The organism is Streptomyces sp. NPDC059785 (assembly GCF_042732375.1).
Taxonomy (GTDB): domain Bacteria; phylum Actinomycetota; class Actinomycetes; order Streptomycetales; family Streptomycetaceae; genus Streptomyces.
The window spans coordinates 1-18,516 of record NZ_JBHWHV010000067.1; the positions used below are offsets into that span (position 1 = coordinate 1).

Annotated in this window: 17 protein-coding genes; 7 read left to right on the forward strand and 10 right to left on the reverse strand. The window is 72.8% G+C overall.

What is annotated here, in order from left to right:
* Window positions 1-92: 92 nt before the first annotated feature.
* From ACFV6E_RS35630 to ACFV6E_RS35645, 4 genes are all read right to left on the reverse strand, one after another.
* A complete protein-coding gene (locus ACFV6E_RS35630; protein WP_385165604.1) occupies window positions 93-470 on the reverse strand; it encodes a peptidase inhibitor family I36 protein in 378 nt (125 codons plus the stop codon).
* A 32-nt stretch (window positions 471-502) separates the two neighbouring features.
* A complete protein-coding gene (locus tag ACFV6E_RS35635; RefSeq protein WP_385467379.1) occupies window positions 503-1,276 on the reverse strand; it encodes a hypothetical protein in 774 nt (257 codons plus the stop codon).
* Between the two features lie 3 nt (window positions 1,277-1,279).
* Window positions 1,280-1,648, reverse strand: coding sequence for a hypothetical protein (locus ACFV6E_RS35640; protein ID WP_385165540.1), 369 nt, complete (start codon window positions 1,646-1,648; stop codon window positions 1,280-1,282).
* A 207-nt stretch (window positions 1,649-1,855) separates the two neighbouring features.
* On the reverse strand, window positions 1,856-2,095 hold the full coding sequence (locus ACFV6E_RS35645; RefSeq protein ID WP_385165542.1) for a hypothetical protein: 240 nt from the start codon (window positions 2,093-2,095) through the stop codon (window positions 1,856-1,858).
* Window positions 2,096-2,238: 143 nt separating this feature from the next.
* Here ACFV6E_RS35645 and ACFV6E_RS35650 point away from each other — a divergent pair, with 143 nt between their 5' ends.
* Window positions 2,239-3,276 (forward strand): PHP domain-containing protein, encoded by a 1,038-nt coding sequence (locus ACFV6E_RS35650; RefSeq protein WP_385467382.1) that lies wholly within the window; start codon window positions 2,239-2,241, stop codon window positions 3,274-3,276.
* 40 nt (window positions 3,277-3,316) lie between these two features.
* Entirely contained in the window at window positions 3,317-3,982 is a 666-nt protein-coding gene (locus ACFV6E_RS35655) for an HAD family hydrolase (RefSeq protein ID WP_385165546.1), read from the forward strand.
* Between the two features lie 25 nt (window positions 3,983-4,007).
* Here the strand turns inward: ACFV6E_RS35655 and ACFV6E_RS35660 are convergent, their stop codons facing one another.
* Window positions 4,008-5,315, reverse strand: coding sequence for a hypothetical protein (locus ACFV6E_RS35660; protein ID WP_385165548.1), 1,308 nt, complete (start codon window positions 5,313-5,315; stop codon window positions 4,008-4,010).
* A 414-nt stretch (window positions 5,316-5,729) separates the two neighbouring features.
* Between ACFV6E_RS35660 and ACFV6E_RS35665 the strand changes: the two genes are divergently transcribed.
* Window positions 5,730-6,701 carry an SDR family NAD(P)-dependent oxidoreductase gene (locus ACFV6E_RS35665; protein WP_385165549.1) on the forward strand — a complete coding sequence of 324 codons (972 nt, stop codon included), beginning with the start codon at window positions 5,730-5,732 and terminating at the stop codon, window positions 6,699-6,701.
* Window positions 6,702-6,741: 40 nt separating this feature from the next.
* Here ACFV6E_RS35665 and nrfD read toward each other — a convergent pair whose 3' ends face one another.
* The 5 genes from nrfD to ACFV6E_RS35690 all read right to left on the reverse strand — a co-directional run bounded on the left by nrfD (window position 6,742) and on the right by ACFV6E_RS35690 (window position 13,711).
* Complete coding sequence (gene nrfD, locus ACFV6E_RS35670; RefSeq protein WP_385467404.1) at window positions 6,742-7,668, reverse strand: NrfD/PsrC family molybdoenzyme membrane anchor subunit; 927 nt, start codon at window positions 7,666-7,668, stop codon at window positions 6,742-6,744.
* 65 nt (window positions 7,669-7,733) lie between these two features.
* Window positions 7,734-8,636: a 4Fe-4S dicluster domain-containing protein gene (locus ACFV6E_RS35675; protein ID WP_385165551.1), complete on the reverse strand. Its 903-nt coding sequence runs from the start codon at window positions 8,634-8,636 to the stop codon at window positions 7,734-7,736.
* Window positions 8,633-11,878 (reverse strand): formate dehydrogenase, encoded by a 3,246-nt coding sequence (gene fdh / locus ACFV6E_RS35680; RefSeq protein ID WP_385165553.1) that lies wholly within the window; start codon window positions 11,876-11,878, stop codon window positions 8,633-8,635. Before fdh ends, ACFV6E_RS35675 begins: the two co-directional genes overlap by 4 nt.
* 16 nt (window positions 11,879-11,894) lie before the next feature.
* Window positions 11,895-12,149 carry a hypothetical protein gene (locus ACFV6E_RS35685; RefSeq protein WP_385165555.1) on the reverse strand — a complete coding sequence of 85 codons (255 nt, stop codon included), beginning with the start codon at window positions 12,147-12,149 and terminating at the stop codon, window positions 11,895-11,897.
* Between the two features lie 266 nt (window positions 12,150-12,415).
* Entirely contained in the window at window positions 12,416-13,711 is a 1,296-nt protein-coding gene (locus ACFV6E_RS35690; RefSeq protein ID WP_385165556.1) for an ROK family transcriptional regulator, read from the reverse strand.
* 178 nt (window positions 13,712-13,889) lie between these two features.
* Between ACFV6E_RS35690 and ACFV6E_RS35695 the strand changes: the two genes are divergently transcribed.
* Genes ACFV6E_RS35695 through ACFV6E_RS35710 form a run of 4 tightly spaced genes read left to right on the forward strand, consistent with a single transcriptional unit; the run spans window position 13,890 to window position 18,516 of the window.
* Window positions 13,890-15,209, forward strand: coding sequence for an ABC transporter substrate-binding protein (locus ACFV6E_RS35695; protein WP_385165558.1), 1,320 nt, complete (start codon window positions 13,890-13,892; stop codon window positions 15,207-15,209).
* A 49-nt stretch (window positions 15,210-15,258) separates the two neighbouring features.
* Window positions 15,259-16,257, forward strand: a complete 999-nt coding sequence (locus tag ACFV6E_RS35700; RefSeq protein WP_385165560.1) for a carbohydrate ABC transporter permease — start codon at window positions 15,259-15,261, stop codon at window positions 16,255-16,257.
* A 22-nt stretch (window positions 16,258-16,279) separates the two neighbouring features.
* Window positions 16,280-17,119: a carbohydrate ABC transporter permease gene (locus ACFV6E_RS35705; RefSeq protein WP_385165608.1), complete on the forward strand. Its 840-nt coding sequence runs from the start codon at window positions 16,280-16,282 to the stop codon at window positions 17,117-17,119.
* Window positions 17,120-17,157: 38 nt separating this feature from the next.
* Window positions 17,158-18,516: a GH1 family beta-glucosidase gene (locus tag ACFV6E_RS35710; RefSeq protein ID WP_385165562.1), complete on the forward strand. Its 1,359-nt coding sequence runs from the start codon at window positions 17,158-17,160 to the stop codon at window positions 18,514-18,516.

Sequence of the window (18,516 nt, forward strand, 5' to 3'; positions counted from 1 at the left end):
CCCCAACCTTCCGGGGCGGGTGGGGTGGGGGCGGGCCGCGCCGGGCGGCGGGGGGCGGGGGGGGGTGGCCCGGCCCACGGCCCTCCCCCGGTTCAGCAGGTCATGGCCCAGGTGTGCGAGTCGCCCCGGTCGTTGGCGACTCCGTTGTAACCGACCTCCTCCCCGGGCGAGAGACAGATGGTCATGTCGCCGCCCTGCCAGGCGTCCTCGTAGACCTGGACGTGGTCCTTCACGCCCGGTCCCGAGATGCCGTGGTTGGCCCAGGAGGAGTCGGAGTCGGCGATCCAGCTCTCCCACCAGCCGTCGTCACCCGACCAGTTGGCCCGCTGCCCGTCGAAGTCGGCGTTCTCCCAGACGCAGAAATTCCCGCTGGGACAGTCGGCGGCGGCGGAGGGCGTGGCGAGCGCCAGACCTCCGGTGAGGGCGAGCAGGAGTGCGGCGGCGGAGCCGGCGAGGCGCTTGGTGATCATCATGGGTACTGCCTTTCTCTCGGTTCGGTTCGTCATGACGCGCTGTGCTTCCGTGGCGCGGCGTGAGGTGTCTCCTCCTGGTGCGCCGGGTCGGTGCGCTCGGCGTACAGGGCCGCCGCGCGGTGCAGTGCGCGGAGACGCAACTGCCGGTAGGTGGTCAGCTGGTCCCGCCGGTCGGCGCGGACCCCGGCCAGCAGGGCCGGTGCCAGCCGGGCGCGCAGCCGGGCGAGACCGCTGCTGCGGGCGCAGCGCGCGGAGACGGCCGGGTCGGGCCGCTCGGGGCGCGGCCGGTGCGCCGGGGTGGCACAGCGGGCCCAACGGGCCGTCGCGGCGCGGTAGTCGGGGTCGCGCCGCATCCGCTGCTGTGCCTCGGCCCGCAAGTTGTTCACGACGGCCCGCGCCCGGAACCACCGCCGCTGGTCCCCGTACAGCGCGCGCTGGGCGGCGGCGAGGCAGCCGTCGGTGTGCGCGGTGACGGTGTAGCCGGTGGCGAGGGTGACGGACAGCTCGGGGCGCCCGCGCCCGAAGACCGCCTCCTGGAGCCGCCGGTCCTCCCGGACGGCCGTACGGCTCGCCCGGGTGCGGTGGCGTGCGTCATGGCGAGGCACCGGGTGACGCAGGGTCAGGCCGCGGCGGGCCAGGCAGCGTTCGACGAGACGGTGTTCCGCGGTGTCGACGAGGGCGTCCCGGGAGCGTGCGTCGCGGGGCAGGGGCGGCCGGTCCGGACCCGACGCCTGGCCCGCGGCGCAACCGGTCAGCGCCAGGATCACGAGGGCGGCGGCGCACAGCGCGCGCAGGAGGGGCACGGGTCAGCCGACCTGGCAGTCCATCGTGGTGTCCGCGACCCCGTCGAGGCGGGCGCCCCAGGGCCAGTTGTCCGCCAGGTCGTGGGCGCGGATCAGCCGGTAGTAGCAGGTGTCGCGGGCCCAGTCGATGGCGTACACGTCGGTGTCCGCGTCCGAGCGGTACGCCGCCGCCTTGTCGTGCAGGAACTCCGGTACGTCCGTGTAGCCGGGCGGCGTGTAGCACCAGGACTGGCCGTGCTGTCCGGCTCCGGTGTAGAAGCACACGCTTCCGGCCAGCGGGGCGCCGGTGGCGGGGGCGGCGACGGCGGGGCCCGCGGCCAGGGACAGGGCGGCGGCGAGGACGGCTGCGGGCATGGCGAGGCCACGGAACATGACGGCTCCCGTCGGGAAGGGGGATTCCGGGGCGGATACCGGCCCCCGGCAAGGACAACGGTGCCCCGGCCGGTACGCGCGCACGCGCGGTTCCCGCTGATCGCCCCTTCTCGCCGAGGTGCGGGGGCACCCCTCCGGCGGCAGCTCACGAGGGCGTGAAACCCGCAGGTCCGCGCGCTCCCGACGATCTGTCCCGTTCCCTGCGCGCTACCGGCGCGGCGTCCAGGTGAGCTTGTCGCCGCCCACCCAGCGGATGGTGTCGGGGTCGTCGAGGTCGTGGACCGTGATGCCGCGGGCCGACGCGGCGATCAGGACGTCGGTCAGGTCCCTCGCCTCGCCGACCACCTCGCCGTCGATCTCGACGATGCGGAAGGGCGGCGTGCCCGGCTGCACTCCGAGCACGGTGATCCGGGGAGTGGGGATGTAGGGGCTCGCGCTTTCGGTCATATGTCGAGGTTAAGGCGGTTCCTCCGGGTCAGCAGCCCGCCACCGGCCCGCCGTGCGGGCGGACGGCGGCTGGGCAACGCTGGACACCACAGGCGGCGCCCGCGTACCGGAGAGGCGGCGCCGGACCCGTACCGGAGGTGGCGATGGAGCCCGTGGCGGCGCTGGAGCGGATCGCGTTCCTGCTGGAGCGGGGGCAGGCGCCCACGTACCGGGTGCGGGCCTTCCGCACGGCGGCCGGGGTGCTGGCCGGGCTGCCGCAGGACGAGGTCCGGGAGCGGGCCGCGGCCGGGACGCTGGAGTCCTTGAAGGGGGTCGGGCCGAAGACGGCGCAGGCGGCGCGCGAGGCGCTCGCCGGTGAGGTGCCCGGGTATCTGCTCAAGCTGGAGAAGGCGGCCGAGGCGCCGCTCGTCCCCGGCGGTGAGACGCTGCGGGCGCTGCTGCGCGGCGACTGCCATCTGCACTCCGACTGGTCGGACGGCGGCAGCCCGATCGAGGCGATGGGCCGGGCCGCGGCCGGTCTCGGACACGAGTGGGCGGTGCTCACGGACCACTCGCCGCGGCTCACCGTCGCCCGCGGCCTCTCCCCGGACCGGCTCCGCGAACAGCTGGACGCGGTGGCGGAACTCAATCGCACCTGGGCGCCGTTCCGGCTGCTCACCGGCATCGAGTGCGACATTCTCGAGGACGGCTCGCTGGACCAGGAGCCGGAGCTGCTCGACCGGCTCGACGTCGTGGTGGTCTCCGTCCACTCCAAGCTGCGGATGGACGCGCGGTCGATGACGCGGCGCATGGTCGCCGCCGTCGGCAATCCGCTCGCGGACATTCTCGGCCACTGCACGGGGCGGCTGGTCACCGGGCGCGGGCGGCCCGAGTCCGAGTTCGACGCGGACGCCGTCTTCGCCGCGTGCGCGGAGGCCGGGACGGCCGTGGAGATCAACAGCCGTCCCGAGCGTCTGGACCCGCCCCGCCGGCTGCTGCGGCGGGCGGTGGACGCGGGCGTGCTGTTCGCCGTGGACACCGACGCGCACGCGCCGGGCCAGCTCGACTGGCAGGCGTACGGCTGCGCGCGGGCCGAGGAGTGCGGGGTGCCCGCCGAGCGTGTGATCACCACGTGGACGGTGCGTGAGGTGCTGGAGTGGACCAGGAAACGGCAGGTTCCGCAACGCGTGGCGCGTGTCTGACGTGGTACTCGGGCGGCGGCGCAGGAGGAGGAGAGGGCTCATGGAACGCGCAGCCGTGTTCGACATCGACGGCACGTTGGTCGACACCAATCATCTGCATGTGACGGCGTGGTGGGAGGCCTTCCGGCAGGCGGGCCACCAGGTGTCCATGTACGCGATCCACCGGGCGATCGGGCTCGGTTCGGCGGATCTGATAGCGCATCTGCTGGGCGAGAACCGTGATCCGGACGAGGTCGACACGATCAGCAAGGCGCACAAGGCCCTGTACGGCACCTACTTCGACCGGCTGCCGCCGCTGCGGGACGCCGGGCGGCTGCTGAAGCAGCTCGACGCGGACGGCTGGACCGTCGTCCTCGCGACCTCGGCCGGCGGCTTCGAGCTGGGCGCGCTGCGCCGGGCGATCGGCGCCGACGAGGCGATACGGGCCACCGCGAGCGCCGACGACGTGGAGCGCGGCAAGCCGGAACCGGACCCGGTCGTGCACGCGCTGGAGCTGGTGGACATCCCCGCGGCCCGAGCCGTCTTCGTCGGCGACAGCGTGTGGGACATGCGGGCGGGCGACCGGGCCGGGGTCACCACCGTGGGCGTGCTCTCCGGCGGCATCCCGCGCGCCGACCTGGAGGAGGCCGGGGCCCGTGCGATCTACCGGGACCCGGCCCATCTGCTCGCCCTGCTGCCGGACAGCCCGCTGGCCCGGGAGGGCTGAGGACCCGGGTCCGCGGAACCGGCGCTCAGGACCGGGGTGCCGCCGCCTTGCGCAGGTTTGTGATGCACATGTCCAGGGCGGCCTGGAGCTCCTCCAGGCGCTGGAGCATGTCGTCCTCGTAGATCTCCTGGATGTCGCCGCCGTCCTCGACGTCGTCGAAGGTCAGCTCCTCGAAGACCTTCGTCGCCCGCTGGAGGCTGCTGTAGAACTTCGCGCGCCGCTCCTGGACCCGCAGCTCCGGGTCGGCCCGTACGGTCTCGGCGACGAGTTCCCTGACGCTGTCGTACGCCTCGGTGGCCCACTGCCCGGCGTCCTCGTCGTCGTCGAGCTCGTCGATGAGGGAGAGGTGCCGCTCGGCCTCCGCGCGGAGGTCGGCGGGGGCGTCGATCGTCTGCCCGGCCGCGGTCTTGGCCTGGCCGTTCTCCGCGATCTGCCGCACGTAGCCGATGCGGTCGGCGGCGCGGGCCTCGGTGGCGACCGCCTTCTTGAGGTCGTCGGTCCGCGCGATGTCGCGGGCCAGCTCGGTCTGGAGGGTCGGGTCCTCCTTCAGCCGGTCGAGCAGCGCCGTCCGCGCGGCCTGCGCGGTGGAGGGGTCGCCGAGGATCGCGGCGCGCAGGGCGGTGGGGTTCTCGGCGACCTCCAGCGCCTTCGTCGGCCGGATGCCCTCGGCCTCGGCCGACGCGGAGATGGCGGCGCCGCGCTCGGAGGCGGCGCTGGAACGCGGCACGTAGTACGTGTGCCACAGGTCGGAGTCCGGCAGCTCGACGTCCGCGCCGGGCGCCAGGACCTCGAAGTACGGCACGACCCCGTCGTCCGCCGCCTTGTCCCACGCCTTGTAGTAGCGCATGACGCGCTCGGGCGAGCAGCCGGCCAGCTCGGCGAACGCCTTCGCCGACACCTTCGCCGTCTCCCCCGCGGCCTGCCCGCCGGGCCGCACGCTGCGCGCCACCTTCAGGGCGAACGCCCAGCCGCCGGCCCGCACGTACTCCCCGAAGTCGCGGGCGTCCCGGGCGACGCTCTCGTCCACGACACCGCCGTCCGACAGCTCGTCCGCGGCACCGTCCGACGATTCGTCCGACGGCTCGTCCACAGCGCCGTCGGGCAGCTCGCCCGCGGCATCGTCCGGCAGCTCGTGCGCCGCGCCGTCCGGGGCCCGGCGCCCGGCCGGGACGGCCGCGGTCACCGGGGTGGTGTCCTCGGCCGCGTCCCCCGCGGTGTCCCCGGCGACCGCCGCTGCCGCGGCCGGGGCGCCCTCGACCCAGATGTTCTCCTCGCCGGACGGCTCGGCGGCGGGCGGGACGGCCGCTTCGGACACGGCGCTCGGTACGGACACGGGGCGCTCCTCCAGATCGGTGCGGGCGGACCGGCACGCGGCCGGTCACGCGGGACGAACAGGTCGAGCAGCCTATAGGACCCCCGGTACACGCCCCGGTCAGCGCCTCGCGTGACCCGGATCACCTGGATCACCCGGAATCCCGGGAACACCGGAAGGTAGTCCACCGTTGAACCAACCGTGGGTGCGGATGGGACAGTGTCCCCGGGCCTCACCTATTGCCCACAGGGACGATCGTCCGGCTGAAGCCCTGTGGAGCGTCTCGCCGAGAGGCGACCGCCATGCGTACCCACACCCTGACGAGCCCCGGCCGTGATCCCCCCGTCCCGGTCGGGGCTCCTCCCTTGCCCGGGCCGGCCCCGCGGCCCCGCCGCGCTTGACTTCGAGCACTCTCCAATTCGTAGCGTGCTGCGCATGACCACTGCACAGCACAAGATCGGTTCCGGCTTCGGTTACCGGAGCACGGCCGACGACGTTCTGCACGGCATCGACCTCACCGGCAGGTCGGCCCTCGTCACGGGCGGCTACTCGGGCATCGGCCTGGAGACCACGCGGGCGCTGCTGAAGGCCGGGGCCCACGTGACCGTCCCCGCCCGGCGCCCTGCCACCGCCCGGGAGGCGCTCGCGGACCTCGACGGCGGCGACCGCGTCGAGGTGGACGAGCTCGACCTCGGCGACCTCGACAGCGTGCGCGGCTTCGCCGAGCGGTTCCTCGCCACGGGCCGCGTCCTCGACCTCGTCATCAACAGCGCCGGGATCATGGCCTGCCCCGAGACCCGGGTCGGACCCGGCTGGGAGGCTCAGTTCGCCACCAACCACCTCGGCCACTTCGCGCTCGTCAACCGGCTCTGGCCGGCGATCGAACCGGGCGGCGCACGGGTGGTGTCCGTCTCCTCCCGCGGCCACCACTTCTCCGGCATCCGCTGGGACGACGTCCAGTGGGAGCGGGACGCCTACGACAAATGGGTGGCGTACGGGCAGGCGAAGACGGCGAACGTGCTCTTCGCCGTGCACCTCGACCGGCTCGCCCGGGAGTCCGGAGTGCGCGCCTTCTCGCTCCACCCGGGCGGGATCATGACGCCGCTCCAGCGCCACATCCCCCTGGAGGAGAAGATCGAGCGCGGCTGGATCGACGAGAACGGCGACCCGCTCAACCCGGAGCAGTTCAAGACGCCCGAGCAGGGCGCGGCCACCCAGGTGTGGGCCGCCACCTCCCCGCAGCTCGCCGGGCTCGGCGGGGTGTACTGCGAGGACTGCGACATCGCCGGGCCCGCCGTGCCGGGCGACCAGAGCGGCGGCGTGTGCGACTACGCCGTGGACCCCGGGCAGGCGGCGCGCCTGTGGCGGCTCTCGGCGGAGCTGACCGGGGTGGACGCCTTCGCGTGACCGGCCCCGGAGCCTGACGTCCGGTCCGCCGGCCCGGACGTCAGGCCGCGCCCTGCTGCCGCTCGCGTTCCCGCGCCTCGTGCTCCAGCCGTTCGCGCTGCGGCACCACCGTGTACTTCGGGTCCTGAGCCGAGGCGATCCCGGCCTCGAAGATCCCGAAGCGGGTGCAGGCGGACCCGGCGAGCAGGGCGAGCCCGCTGACGGCCGCCGCGCCCCGGGAGCGGCCCCCGAAGAGCGCGGCGCCGATTGCGCCGCCCGCGGTGAGGGCGCGGGCGGTGCGCAGCAGCGTGCCGGCCCTGCCCTCGCGCCAGGTCTCCGCGACCATGCCGAGGCGCCGTTCCGCGGCCCGGGTGACCGCCGTCTCGGCGAGCGCGGCGAGCCCGGCGGCGCAGCGGGCGGGCCCGGTCTCCCGGGGCGGGGCGACGGCCAGCGCCATCCCGGCGGCGGCCGCGGTCGCGGAGGCGGCGAAGAGGTAGGGCAGCTCCCGGTGGGCGTCGTGCCAGGCCGGTACGGCCGTGTCCGCCGCGAGGACCGCGGTGTACGCGGCGACGGCCGGGCCGAGCAGGGCGGCGGCGCCGGTCGCGGCGGCCCCGGCCCGGGGCAGGCGGCCGGTCACGGCGGTGGCCGCGGCCACGCCCGCCGCGGGTCCGTACGCGGAGAGCAGCCAGGAGCCGACGCTCATCGGCGAGGTGGGCTTGCAGACGCGGAGCATGTTCACGAAGCGGCCGGGGCGGCCGAGGTCGTGGACGAGGGCGGCGGCGGAGAGCGAGACGGCGGTGAGCGAGGAGATCTTCAGCGCGGTCGCCGTGGTGGTCCGGCCGGTCAGGTGGGCGCCCGCCGCCAGTACGGAGCCGGCCCCGGCGAGCCCGCCGAGGAAGAAGTAACCGGCGATGTCGGACGCCGACCAGGAGGGTGCCTTGATGACGGGCCGGCCGTAGTACGAATCGAACTCGGCGCGCGGCACCATGAGTTGTTCGCCGCGCTTGCCGCGGCGCCGGCCCGGCCGCTGGGGGCGGGTGCTGTCGGTGCTGGTCATCGGCGGCCCTTTCCGGCGCCGGCGCCCTTCCCGGCGACGGCGTACGAGAGCGCGATGCCGCCGAGCAGGGAGAGGGCGGCGGCGCCCGCGTGCTTCCACATGGCGGGCAGGTCGCGGGTGGTGACGACGGGGTCCGGCGGCAGTCCGTACACCTCGGGTTCGTCGAGGAGCAGGAAGAACGCGCCGTCGCCGCCCACGCCGTTGTCGTCGTGCCCGTAGAGGCGGGCGTCGGTGACCCCGGCCTCGTGGAGCTGGTCGACGCGCAGGGCCGCCTTCTCGCGCAGTTCGTCGAGCGGGCCGAACTGGATGGACTCGGTGGGGCAGGCCTTGGCGCAGGCCGGTTCCTGGCCCGCGCCGAGCCGGTCGTAGCACATCGTGCATTTGAACGCCCGGCCGTCCGCGGGGCGTTGCTCGATGACGCCGTAGGGGCAGGCGGGTACGCAGTAGCCGCAGCCGTTGCAGATGTCCTCCTGGACGACGACCGTGCCGAACTCGGTGCGGAACAGCGAGCCGGTCGGGCAGACGTCCAGGCAGGCGGCGTGCGTGCAGTGTTTGCACACGTCGGAGGACATCAGCCAGCGCATGCCGCCGTCCGGGGTGGCGGCGGCGGTACCGGGCTGTGCGGCGTCCTGCGCCAGCGGCAGTTCGGTGCGTCCCTCCGGTTCCGGGCGCTGCGGCTGTTCGATGAACGCCACGTGCCGCCAGGTCGAGGCGCCGAGCGCTTCGGTGTTGTCGTACGACATGCCGGTCAGGGAGAGGCCGTCCTCGGGGAGGGCGTTCCACTCCTTGCAGGCCACCTCGCAGGCCTTGCAGCCGATGCAGACGGAGGTGTCGGTGAAGAAGCCGACGCGTTCCCGGCTCGTCTCCGCGCCCGTCTCCGGGCTCGTGTCCGCGCTCACTTGCGGGGCTCCGTTCCGGTGGTTTCGGTGATGCCCGCGCGGCGGCGGTACTCGGCGACCAGGCGGGGCAGTTCGGGGCCGCGCGGCCGGCGGCCGGGGCGGATGTCGGCGGTGAGCGCCTTGTCCTCCTGGATGTGGGCGTTGGGGTCGAGGGCGATGGCGACGAGTTCGTTGACGGCGTCGCCGGTGACCATGCCGTTGGGTCCCCAGTGGAAGGGCATGCCGATCTGGTGGACGGTGCGGCCGTGCACCTTCAGGGGCCGGATCCGTTCGGTCACCAGGACGCGTGCCTCGACGGCGTTGCGTGCGGTGACGACGGTGGCCCAGCCGCCGTGCGTCAGACCGCGCTCCTTCGCGAGTTCGGGTGAGATCTCGCAGAACAGCTCGGGTTGCAGCTCGGACAGATGGGACGACCAGCGGCTCATGCCGCCCGCGGTGAAGTGCTCGGTCAGCCGGTGCGTGGTCACCACGTACGGGTAGACGTCCGCGCCCGGGTCGTCGCCGCTCGGGTGGTAACGGTTGCCCTCGCGCTCGATGACCTGGCGGACCGGGGAGCGCGGGGTGGACGGGTACAGGGCGTTGGTGAACGGCGAGTCCTGCGGCTCGTAGTGCGTGGGCAGCGGGCCGTCCTCCAGACCGGCGGGCGTGAACAGCCAGCCCTTGCCGTCGGCCTGCATGATGAACGGGTCGTCGCCGCGCAGCGCGTCGGGTCCGGTGGCGTCGTCGTCGGGCACGAAGCCGGGCGCGCGGTCGGGGATGAAGTCCGGCACGTCGCGGCCGGTCCACTTCCCCTCCTCCGGGTCCCACCAGACGTACGCCTTGCGTGCGCTCCAGGGGGTGCCGTCGGGGGCGGCGGAGGCGCGGTTGTAGAGGATGCGGCGGTTGGCGGGCCAGGCCCAGGCCCATTCGGCGGCCACCCAGTCCTGTTCCGACCCCGGTTTCCGGCGGGCCGCCTGGTTGACGCCGTCCGCGTACACACCGCAGTAGATCCAGCAGCCGCAGCGGGTCGAGCCGTCGTCCTTCAGCTCGGTGTACGAGCCGAGCGGGCCGCCGTCGGGGCCCTGGCCGTTGATCTCGGCGAGCACGGCGTCGGCGACGGGCTCCTGGAGCGGCCCGGTGAGCGGGTAGTCCCAGGTCAGGTCGCGCACCGGGCGGTCCATGGGGTCGGTGGAGGCGGCCAGCCGCTCCTTGATGCGGCGGCCCAGGTGGTACATGAACCACAGGTCGCTGCGGGCGTCGCCCTCGGGTTCGACGGCCGCGTGGTGCCATTGCAGCCAGCGGTTGGTGTTGGTGAAGGAGCCTGACTTCTCGGTGTGGGCGGCGGCGGGGAAGAAGAACACCTCGGTGCCGATGTCCTCGGTGCGCAGTTCGCCCGTCTCGATCTCGGGGCCGTCGCGCCACCAGGTGGCGGACTCGATGAGGGAGAAGTCGCGGACGACCAGCCATTCGAGGTTGGCCATGCCCAGGCGCTGGAGGCGGGTGTTGGCGGAGCCGACGGCCGGGTTCTCGCCCATCAGGAAGTAGCCCTTGCAGTCGCCGTCGAGCTGCTTCATGACCGTCTGGTAGGTGGAGTGGTCGCCGGTGAGGCGCGGCAGGTGGTCGAAGCAGAAGTCGTTCTCCGCGGTGGCCGCGTCGCCGTAGTACGACTTCAGCAGGGAGACGAAGTAGGCCCGCATCTCGCCCCAGAAGCCTTTCTGCGTACGGCTGGTGGAGACGAAGTCGTCCAGGCTCATGTGCGCGTGGGCGTGCGGCATCGGCAGATAGCCGGGGAGCAGGTTGTAGAGGGTGGGGATGTCGCTGGAGCCCTGGATGGAGGCGTGGCCGCGCAGCGCCTGGATGCCGCCGCCAGGGCGTCCGATGTTGCCGAGCAGCAGCTGGAGGATGCTCGCGGCGCGGATGTACTGGGAGCCGACCGAGTGCTGGGTCCAGCCGACGGCGTACACGAAGGCGCTGGTGCGCTCGCGGCCCGAGTTCGACGTCAGGTCCTCGCAGACCTGGCGGAAGGCCTCGCGCGGGACGCCGCACACCTCCTCGACCAGTTCGGGGGTGTAGCGGGCGTAGTGCCGCTTGAGCACCTGATAGACGCAGCGGGGGTGCTGGAGGGTCTCGTCGCGCGGGGGGCGGGGCCCGGTGCGGGCGCCGCCCGAGCCGTGCGCCTCGGCGCTGGCGGTGTCCTTGAGCCGGGCCTCGTAGCGGTCGTCGACGTCGCCGGTGGGCTGCTGGACGTCGACGCCCTCGTACTGCCAGCTCGTCGTGTCGTAGTGCCGCTCGTCCTCGTCGAGGCCGGAGAAGACGCCGTCGAGGTCCTCGGTGTCCCGGAAGTCCTCGCTGACCAGGCTGGCGGCGTTGGTGTAGTTGAGGACGTACTCGCGGAAGTCCTTCTCCTCGGTGAGCACGTGGTTGATGATGCCGCCGAGGAAGGCGATGTCGCTGCCCGCCCGGATGGGTACGTGCAGGTCGGCGAGGGCGCTGGTGCGGGTGAACCGCGGGTCGACGTGGATGATGCGGGCGCCGCGCGCCTTGGCCTCCATCACCCACTGGAAGCCGACCGGATGGGCCTCGGCGAAGTTGGAGCCCTGGATGACGATGCAGTCGGCGTGCTGGAGGTCCTGCATGAAGGTGGTGGCGCCGCCGCGGCCGAAGGAGGTGCCGAGTCCGGCGACGGTGGAGCTGTGGCAGACCCGGGCCTGGTTCTCCACCTGGACCACGCCGAGGCCGGTCAGCAGCTTCTTGATGAGGTAGTTCTCCTCGTTGTCGAGGGTGGCGCCGCCGAGGCTCGCGATGCCCATGGTGCGCGCGGTGCGCACCCCGTCCTGCTCCCACTGCCAGGTCTCGCGGCGGGTGCGCACGACCCGTTCGGCGACCATGTCCATGGCCGTCTCCAGGTCCAGCGGCTCCCAGTCGGTGCCGTACGGGCGCCGGTAGAGCACCTGGTGCTCGCGCGCGGAGCCGGTGGTGAGCTGGAGCGTCGCCGAGCCCTTGGGACAGAGCCGGCCGCGGCTGACGGGCGAGTCGGGGTCGCCCTCGATCTGGACGACCTTGTCGTCCTTGACGTAGACCTGCTGGCCGCAGCCGACGGCGCAGTACGGGCAGATCGACTTGGTGATCCGTTCGGCCGAGTGGGTGCGCGGCCGCAGCTGTCCGGTGTACCTGGACTTGGCGGCGCTGCCCCGGCCCGAGGGATCCTCGCCGGTGAGCTGCCGGTAGACGGGCCAGTCGCGGAACCGGTCGGTCAGACCCATGAACACTCCCTGTGGCTCAGCCGGAGGACTCTTCGGCACCGGGGTGCTCGGGGTGAACGGTGTCCGAGCGGGGCGTGCCGTGCCGGCCGGTGCCCGCTTCGTCGGTGTCGGGCACGTCCGAGCCGGGTTCGGCGCCGTCGTCCTCGTCGCCGCCGCCCGCCGCCGGGCCCGCGTCCCACTGGTCCTCGCCCTCGTGGGCCTGCTGGTCGGGCAGGTCGCGGGGGATCGGGGTCCCGTGCTCCCCCGGGCCCTCCATCCGGTGATCGGTCACAGCGCGCTCCGTTCTTCGCTGGTACCGGGCCCGCACATGCCGGTGCGGGCCTCGGCGGCGTGGCGCCGGGTACCGCGTGGGACACCGGCGAAACCACCCTGCCCGATCGGCGCGGTGCGCGCCCGCGCGCCGGGCGGACGGCCGAACCAGCGGGCCGGGTGCGCGCCGGGCGGACGGCCGCGCTCCGCGGCCCGGTCCGCACGGGATCAGTGCGGTGCGCGCTTCCGAGGGCGGTGCTCCAGGCAGGTGACCGGCCGCGCACGGGGTCAGTGCGGTGCGCGTTCCTCCAGTGCCGTGCGCCAGGCGGGTGACCGGCCCTCCCGTACGGTCTCGGCGCGGCGGCCGCCGCGGGCGAAGAAGTCGGCGAGCGGCAGGATCGCGGCGCCGACGGTGACGGCGTCGGGGCCGAGCCTGCCGAGGTCGATGGTGACGTGCTCGGCCGGATGGCGCAGCGCGTAGGAGACGGCGTAGCGGCGGACGGCGGGCAGGAAGCGGGCGCCGAGCTGGAGTCCCGCCCAGCCGCCGATGAGGATGCGTTCGGGCTGGAAGAGGTTGATGAGGTCGGACAGGCCCGCGCCCAGGTACTCGGCGGTCTCCTCCAGGACGGCCAGGGCGACGGGGTCGGGGGCGGTGTCGTCCGCCGGGTAGGCGGCGGCGAGCATGGCGGTGAGCGAGGTCTCCTCGTCGACGCCGGCCGGCGGGCGTCCGCCCTCCTCGCGCCAGCGGTCGAGCAGCGCCTCGGCGCCCGCGTACGCCTCCAGGCAGCCGAGGGCGCCGCAGCGGCAGCGGCGGCCCCTGACCCGTACGGTCAGATGGCCCCATTCGACGGCGCGGCCCTGGTCCACCTCCTCGGTGACCAGGCTGGCGCCGACGCCCGAGCCGAACAGGACGACGACCGCGTTGCGGGCGCCGCGCCCCGCGCCGAACCACATCTCGGCCTGGCCGAGGGTCTTGGCGCCGTTGTCGGTGAAGTACGGGACGGAGTCGGGGAGCCGGGCGGTGGCGCGGAGCAGGGCTTCGAGGGGGACGGCGTCCCAGCCGATGGTCTGGCCGTGCACGACCGCGCCGTGCTCGGGGGTGCGGGCGACGATGCCGGGGACGCCGATGCCGACGCCGAGCAGCCGGTCGGGGGCGAGGTCCGCGCGGGCCAGGACCTCGGTGATGCCGTCGCCGATGTGCCCGACGATGGACTCGACGTCGTAGCCCCGGCGGGCCGGTTCCAGCGGGCGCTCGGTGCGGGCGAGTTCGGTCAGGGTGAGGTCGAACAGCTCGATGCGGACGCGGGTCTCGCCGACGTCGACGCCGATCATGTGGCCGCTGTCCGGGGCGACGCGCAGCAGGGTGCGCGGGCGGCCGCCGTCGGAGTCGACGCTGCCGGCCTCCTCCACCAGGCCGTCGGCGAGCAGTTCGGCGACCACGTTGCTGACGGAGCCGGAACTCAGTCCGGTGGCCGGGCCCAGCTCGTAGCGGCTCAGCGGCCCGTCGAAATACAAATGTTGCAGGACGGCGGTGCGATTGCCCCGCCGCAGGTCACGTACCGTCCGCCCGTTCCGCCCCGCCATGTGGGTCCCTTCCGCTTGGCCCGACCTGCAAGATACCTCTGCGCGATCCCTTGACGCGACTTTGTTCCAGGTCTTAACTCACAGCCTAAATTAAGCCCTGAGGGGCCTTCGGGAAGTGAACGCGGTGCTTCCGCCCTCCTCTTGGGGTTCTTCCTGTCCGGAAAGGGACGTCTGAGCCATGCGCAGAACCCGAGCCGCGGCCGCCGGTGCGGTCACCGTCTGCCTGCTGACCGCCGTGACCGCCTGCGGCGGCGGCTCGTCGACGGACGGCGGCGGATCCAACGAGTCGCCGAAGACGCTCACCTACTGGGCCTCCAACCAGGGGCCGAGCGTGGAGGCCGACAAGAAGATCCTCACGCCCGAGCTGAAGAAGTTCGAGAAGCAGACCGGTATCAAGGTCAAGCTGGAGGTCGTCCCCTGGTCGGACCTGCTCAACCGGATCCTCGCGGCCACCACCTCGGGCCAGGGCCCGGACGTCCTCAACATCGGCAACACCTGGTCCGCCTCGCTCCAGGCGACGGGCGCGCTGCTGCCCTGGGACCAGGCGAACTTCGACAAGATCGGCGGCAAGGACCGCTTCGTGGAGTCCGCGCTCGGCTCGGCGGGTGCCGAGGGGCAGGACCCGGCCGCGGTCCCGCTGTACTCGATGGCCTACGCGCTCTACTACAACAAGAACATGTTCGCCGACGCGGGCATCTCGAAGCCCCCCGCGACCTGGGACGAGCTGGTCGCCGACGGCAAGAAGATCTCCAAGGACGACAAGTGGGCGCTGGGCGCCGAGGGCGCCAACCTGTCGGAGAACATCCACCACGTCTTCGTCCTCGGCAAGCAGCACGGCGCCGACTTCTTCGACGCCGAGGGCAAGCCCGACTTCACCTCGGACGGCGCCGTGGCGGCCGTCCAGCAGTACGTCGGCCTGATGGGCACGGACAAGATCATCGCCCCGGGCAACGCCGAGTACGCGCAGAACCAGTCCCTGACGGACTTCGCCAAGGACAAGACGGCGATGGTGCTGTGGCAGACCGCGTCCGCCACCTTCGAGGCGCACGGCATGAGCGACGACGAGTGGGGCGTCGCCCCGGTGCCGGTGCAGTCCGGCACGCCCGGCTCGGGCACCGCCACCAACTCGATGGTCGCCGGCATCAACATGGCCGTCTTCAAGAACACCAAGAACATCGACGGCGCCACCGAGTTCGTGAAGTTCATGACCAGTGACGCCGAGCAGAAGATCCTCAACAAGACGTACGGCTCGATCCCGCCGGTGAAGACCGCGCAGGCGGACAAGGCGTTCAGCACCCCCGCCCTCGCCGTCATCCGGGACACCCTCGCCAAGAGCGCCGCGCCGCTGCCGCAGGTCACCGAGGAGTCGCAGTTCGAGACGGCCGTGGGCACCGCGGTGAAGGAACTGTTCGCGGACGCCGCCGCCGGACGGGCGGTGACCACCGCCTCGGTGAAGTCGGCGCTCGCCAAGGCCGAGCAGCAGATGCCGAAGAAGTGAGCGCCCGGATGCCTGTGAAGTCCGCGACCGGCTGGAAGGCGGGCGCTGCATGACCGTGACCGCCGTCCCCGGCACCGACGGGCGGACGGTGGGCAAGGACTCTCCCGGGACGGCGCGCGGCCGGCGCCGCCGTCCCGGGCGGATCCGCCGCACCGGCCTGCCCTACCTGCTCCTGCTGCCCGCCCTGCTCCTCGAACTCCTCGTCCACCTGGTGCCGATGGCCGTCGGCATCCTGATGAGCTTCAAGCAGCTCACCAACCTCTACATCCGCAACTGGGACGCCGCGCCCTGGGCGGCCCTGGACAACTACCGCCTGGTGGTGGACTTCGACGCCCCGCTCGGGGAGTCGCTGCTCCACTCCTTCTACGTCACCTGCGGCTTCACCGTGCTGTCCGTCGGGCTGTGCTGGCTGCTCGGCACGGCGACGGCGGTCTTCCTCCAGGAGACGTTCCGCGGCCGTGGCCTGCTGCGCGCGCTGTTCCTGATCCCGTACGCACTGCCGGTCTACGCGGCCACCATCACCTGGGCGTTCATGTTCCAGCACGACAACGGCCTGGTGAACCACGTCCTGCACGACCAGCTCGGACTCACCGACCAGCCGTCCTTCTGGCTGATCGGCGACAACAGCTTCTGGGCGCTGCTGACCGTCTCGGTCTGGAAGGGCTGGCCGTTCGCCTTCCTGATCGTGATGGCGGGACTGCAGAACATCCCCAAGGAGCTGTACGAGGCCGCCGCCATCGACGGCGCCGGGATCCGGCAGCAGATCCGCCGCATCACCCTGCCGTCGCTGCGCCCGGTCAACCAGGTCCTCGTCCTGGTGCTGTTCCTGTGGACGTTCAACGACTTCAACACGCCGTACGTGCTGTTCGGCAAGTCGGCGCCGAAACCCGCCGACCTGATCTCCATCCACATCTACCAGTCGTCGTTCCTGACCTGGGACTTCGGCACCGGCTCCGCGATGTCCGTCCTGCTGCTGCTCTTCCTGCTGGTGGTGACCGGCGGCTATCTGGCCGTCACCTCGCGCGAACGGAGGTCCGCCCGTGCCTAGGACCGCGCCGCCCCGGTCCCCGATGGCGCCGCCGGCGTCCTTCCTGTGGTCGCGGCGGATCTTCCTCACCCTGCTCACCGGCTTCGTCCTGCTGCCGGTGTACGTGATGCTCTCCAGCTCGCTGAAGCCGCTTCAGGACGTGTCGGGCAAGTTCCGCTGGCTGCCGAGCGGGCTGACCGTCCGTCCCTACATCGACATCTGGTCGACCGTCCCGCTGGCCAAGTACTTCGTCAACTCGGCGATCGTGGCGGGCGCGGCGACGGTCTGCTCGGTGGTGATCGCGGTGTTCGCCGCGTACGGCGTCAGCCGCTACCGCTTCCGCGGCCGGCGCGTCTTCACGGTGACCGTGCTGTCCACCCAGATGTTCCCCGGCATCCTCTTCCTGCTCCCGCTGTTCCTGCTGTACGTGAACATCGGCAACGCCACCGGCATCGCCCTGTTCGGCTCGCGCGGCGGCCTGATCCTCACCTACCTCACGTTCTCGCTGCCGTTCTCGATCTGGATGCTCATCGGGTACTTCGACTCGGTGCCGCGGGATCTGGACGAGGCGGCGACGGTGGACGGCTGCGGGCCGTTCGGCGCGCTGTTCCGGGTCGTCGTGCCCGCCGCGGTCCCGGGGATCGTCGCGGTCGCCGTGTACGCCTTCATGACCGCCTGGGGCGAGGTGCTGTTCGCCTCCGTCATGACCAACGACACCACCCGCACCCTCGCCGTCGGCCTCCAGGGCTACGCCACCCAGAACGACGTGTACTGGAACCAGGTGATGGCCGCCTCGCTCGTCGTCAGCGTCCCCGTGGTCGCCGGGTTCCTGCTCCTCCAGCGCTACCTGGTGGCCGGCCTCACGGCGGGAGCCGTCAAGTGACCCGAACCCCTCTTACCGATCCCCTCGAAAGGACCTCCGTGACCATCGATCTCGCCGCACTCCCCCGGGACTTCCTCTGGGGCACGGCCACCTCGGCCTACCAGATCGAGGGCGCCGTCGCCGAGGACGGCCGCTCCCCCTCCATCTGGGACACGTTCTCGCACACCCCCGGCAAGATCGACAACGGTGACGACGGGGACATCGCCTGCGACCACTACCACCGCTGGCGCGAGGACATCGCCCTGATGCGGCGGCTCGGCACCAACGCCTACCGGCTGTCCGTCGCCTGGCCCCGGGTGCTGCCCGGCGGCGACGGCGAGGTCAACACGCGCGGCCTGGACTTCTACGACGCGCTCATCGACGCCCTGCTGGAGGCGGGCATCACCCCGTCCGTCACCCTCTACCACTGGGACCTGCCGCAGGTGCTCCAGGACCGCGGCGGCTGGCCGGAGCGGGACACGGCCCACCACCTGGCCGCGTACGCGTCGGTCGTCGCGGAGCGTCTCGGCGACCGCGTGCAGCACTGGACCACCCTCAACGAGCCGCTGTGCTCGGCATGGATCGGCCACCTGGAGGGCCGGATGGCGCCCGGCTGGACCGACCTCACCGCCGCGGTCCGCGCCTCGTACCACCTGCTGCTCGGGCACGGGCTCGCCGCCCAGGCGATCCGCGCGGCGGCCCCGGACGCGCAGGTCGGCATCGTCAACAACCTCTCCAGCGTCGAGCCCGCCACCGACCGCCCCGAGGACGTCGCCGCCGCGCTCCGCATGGACGGCCACACCAACCGCTGGTGGCTGGACCCGGTGCACGGCCGCGGCTTCCCCGCCGACATGCGGGAGGTCTACCGGGTCGAACTCCCGGAACAGGCAGGCGACCTGGAAACCATCGCCCAGCCGCTCGACTGGCTGGGCCTGAACTACTACTTCCCGACCGCGATCGCCGACGACCCCACGGGCCCGGCCCCCCGCGCCCGCGAGGTGCGCAGGCCCGGCGTCCCGCGCACCGGCATGGACTGGGAGGTCGACGCCGCCGGCATCGAGAGCCTGCTGCTGCGCCTCACCCACGACTACAAGGCGCCCAAGCTGTACGTCACGGAGAACGGCTCCGCCTACCCGGACGTCGTACGCCCGGACGGGACCGTCGACGACCCCGAGCGCACGGCGTACCTGGAGCAGCATCTCGCGGCGTGCGCCTCGGCGGCCCGCAAGGGCGCCCCGCTCGCCGGCTACTTCGCCTGGTCCCTGCTGGACAACTTCGAGTGGGCCTACGGCTACGACAAGCGGTTCGGGCTCGTGCACGTCGACTACCGGACGCAGGCGCGGACGGTGAAGGGCAGCGGGCACCGGTACGCGGACCTCATCCGCGGGCACGGCGGCCGCGGGCGCAGCGCGGCCTGA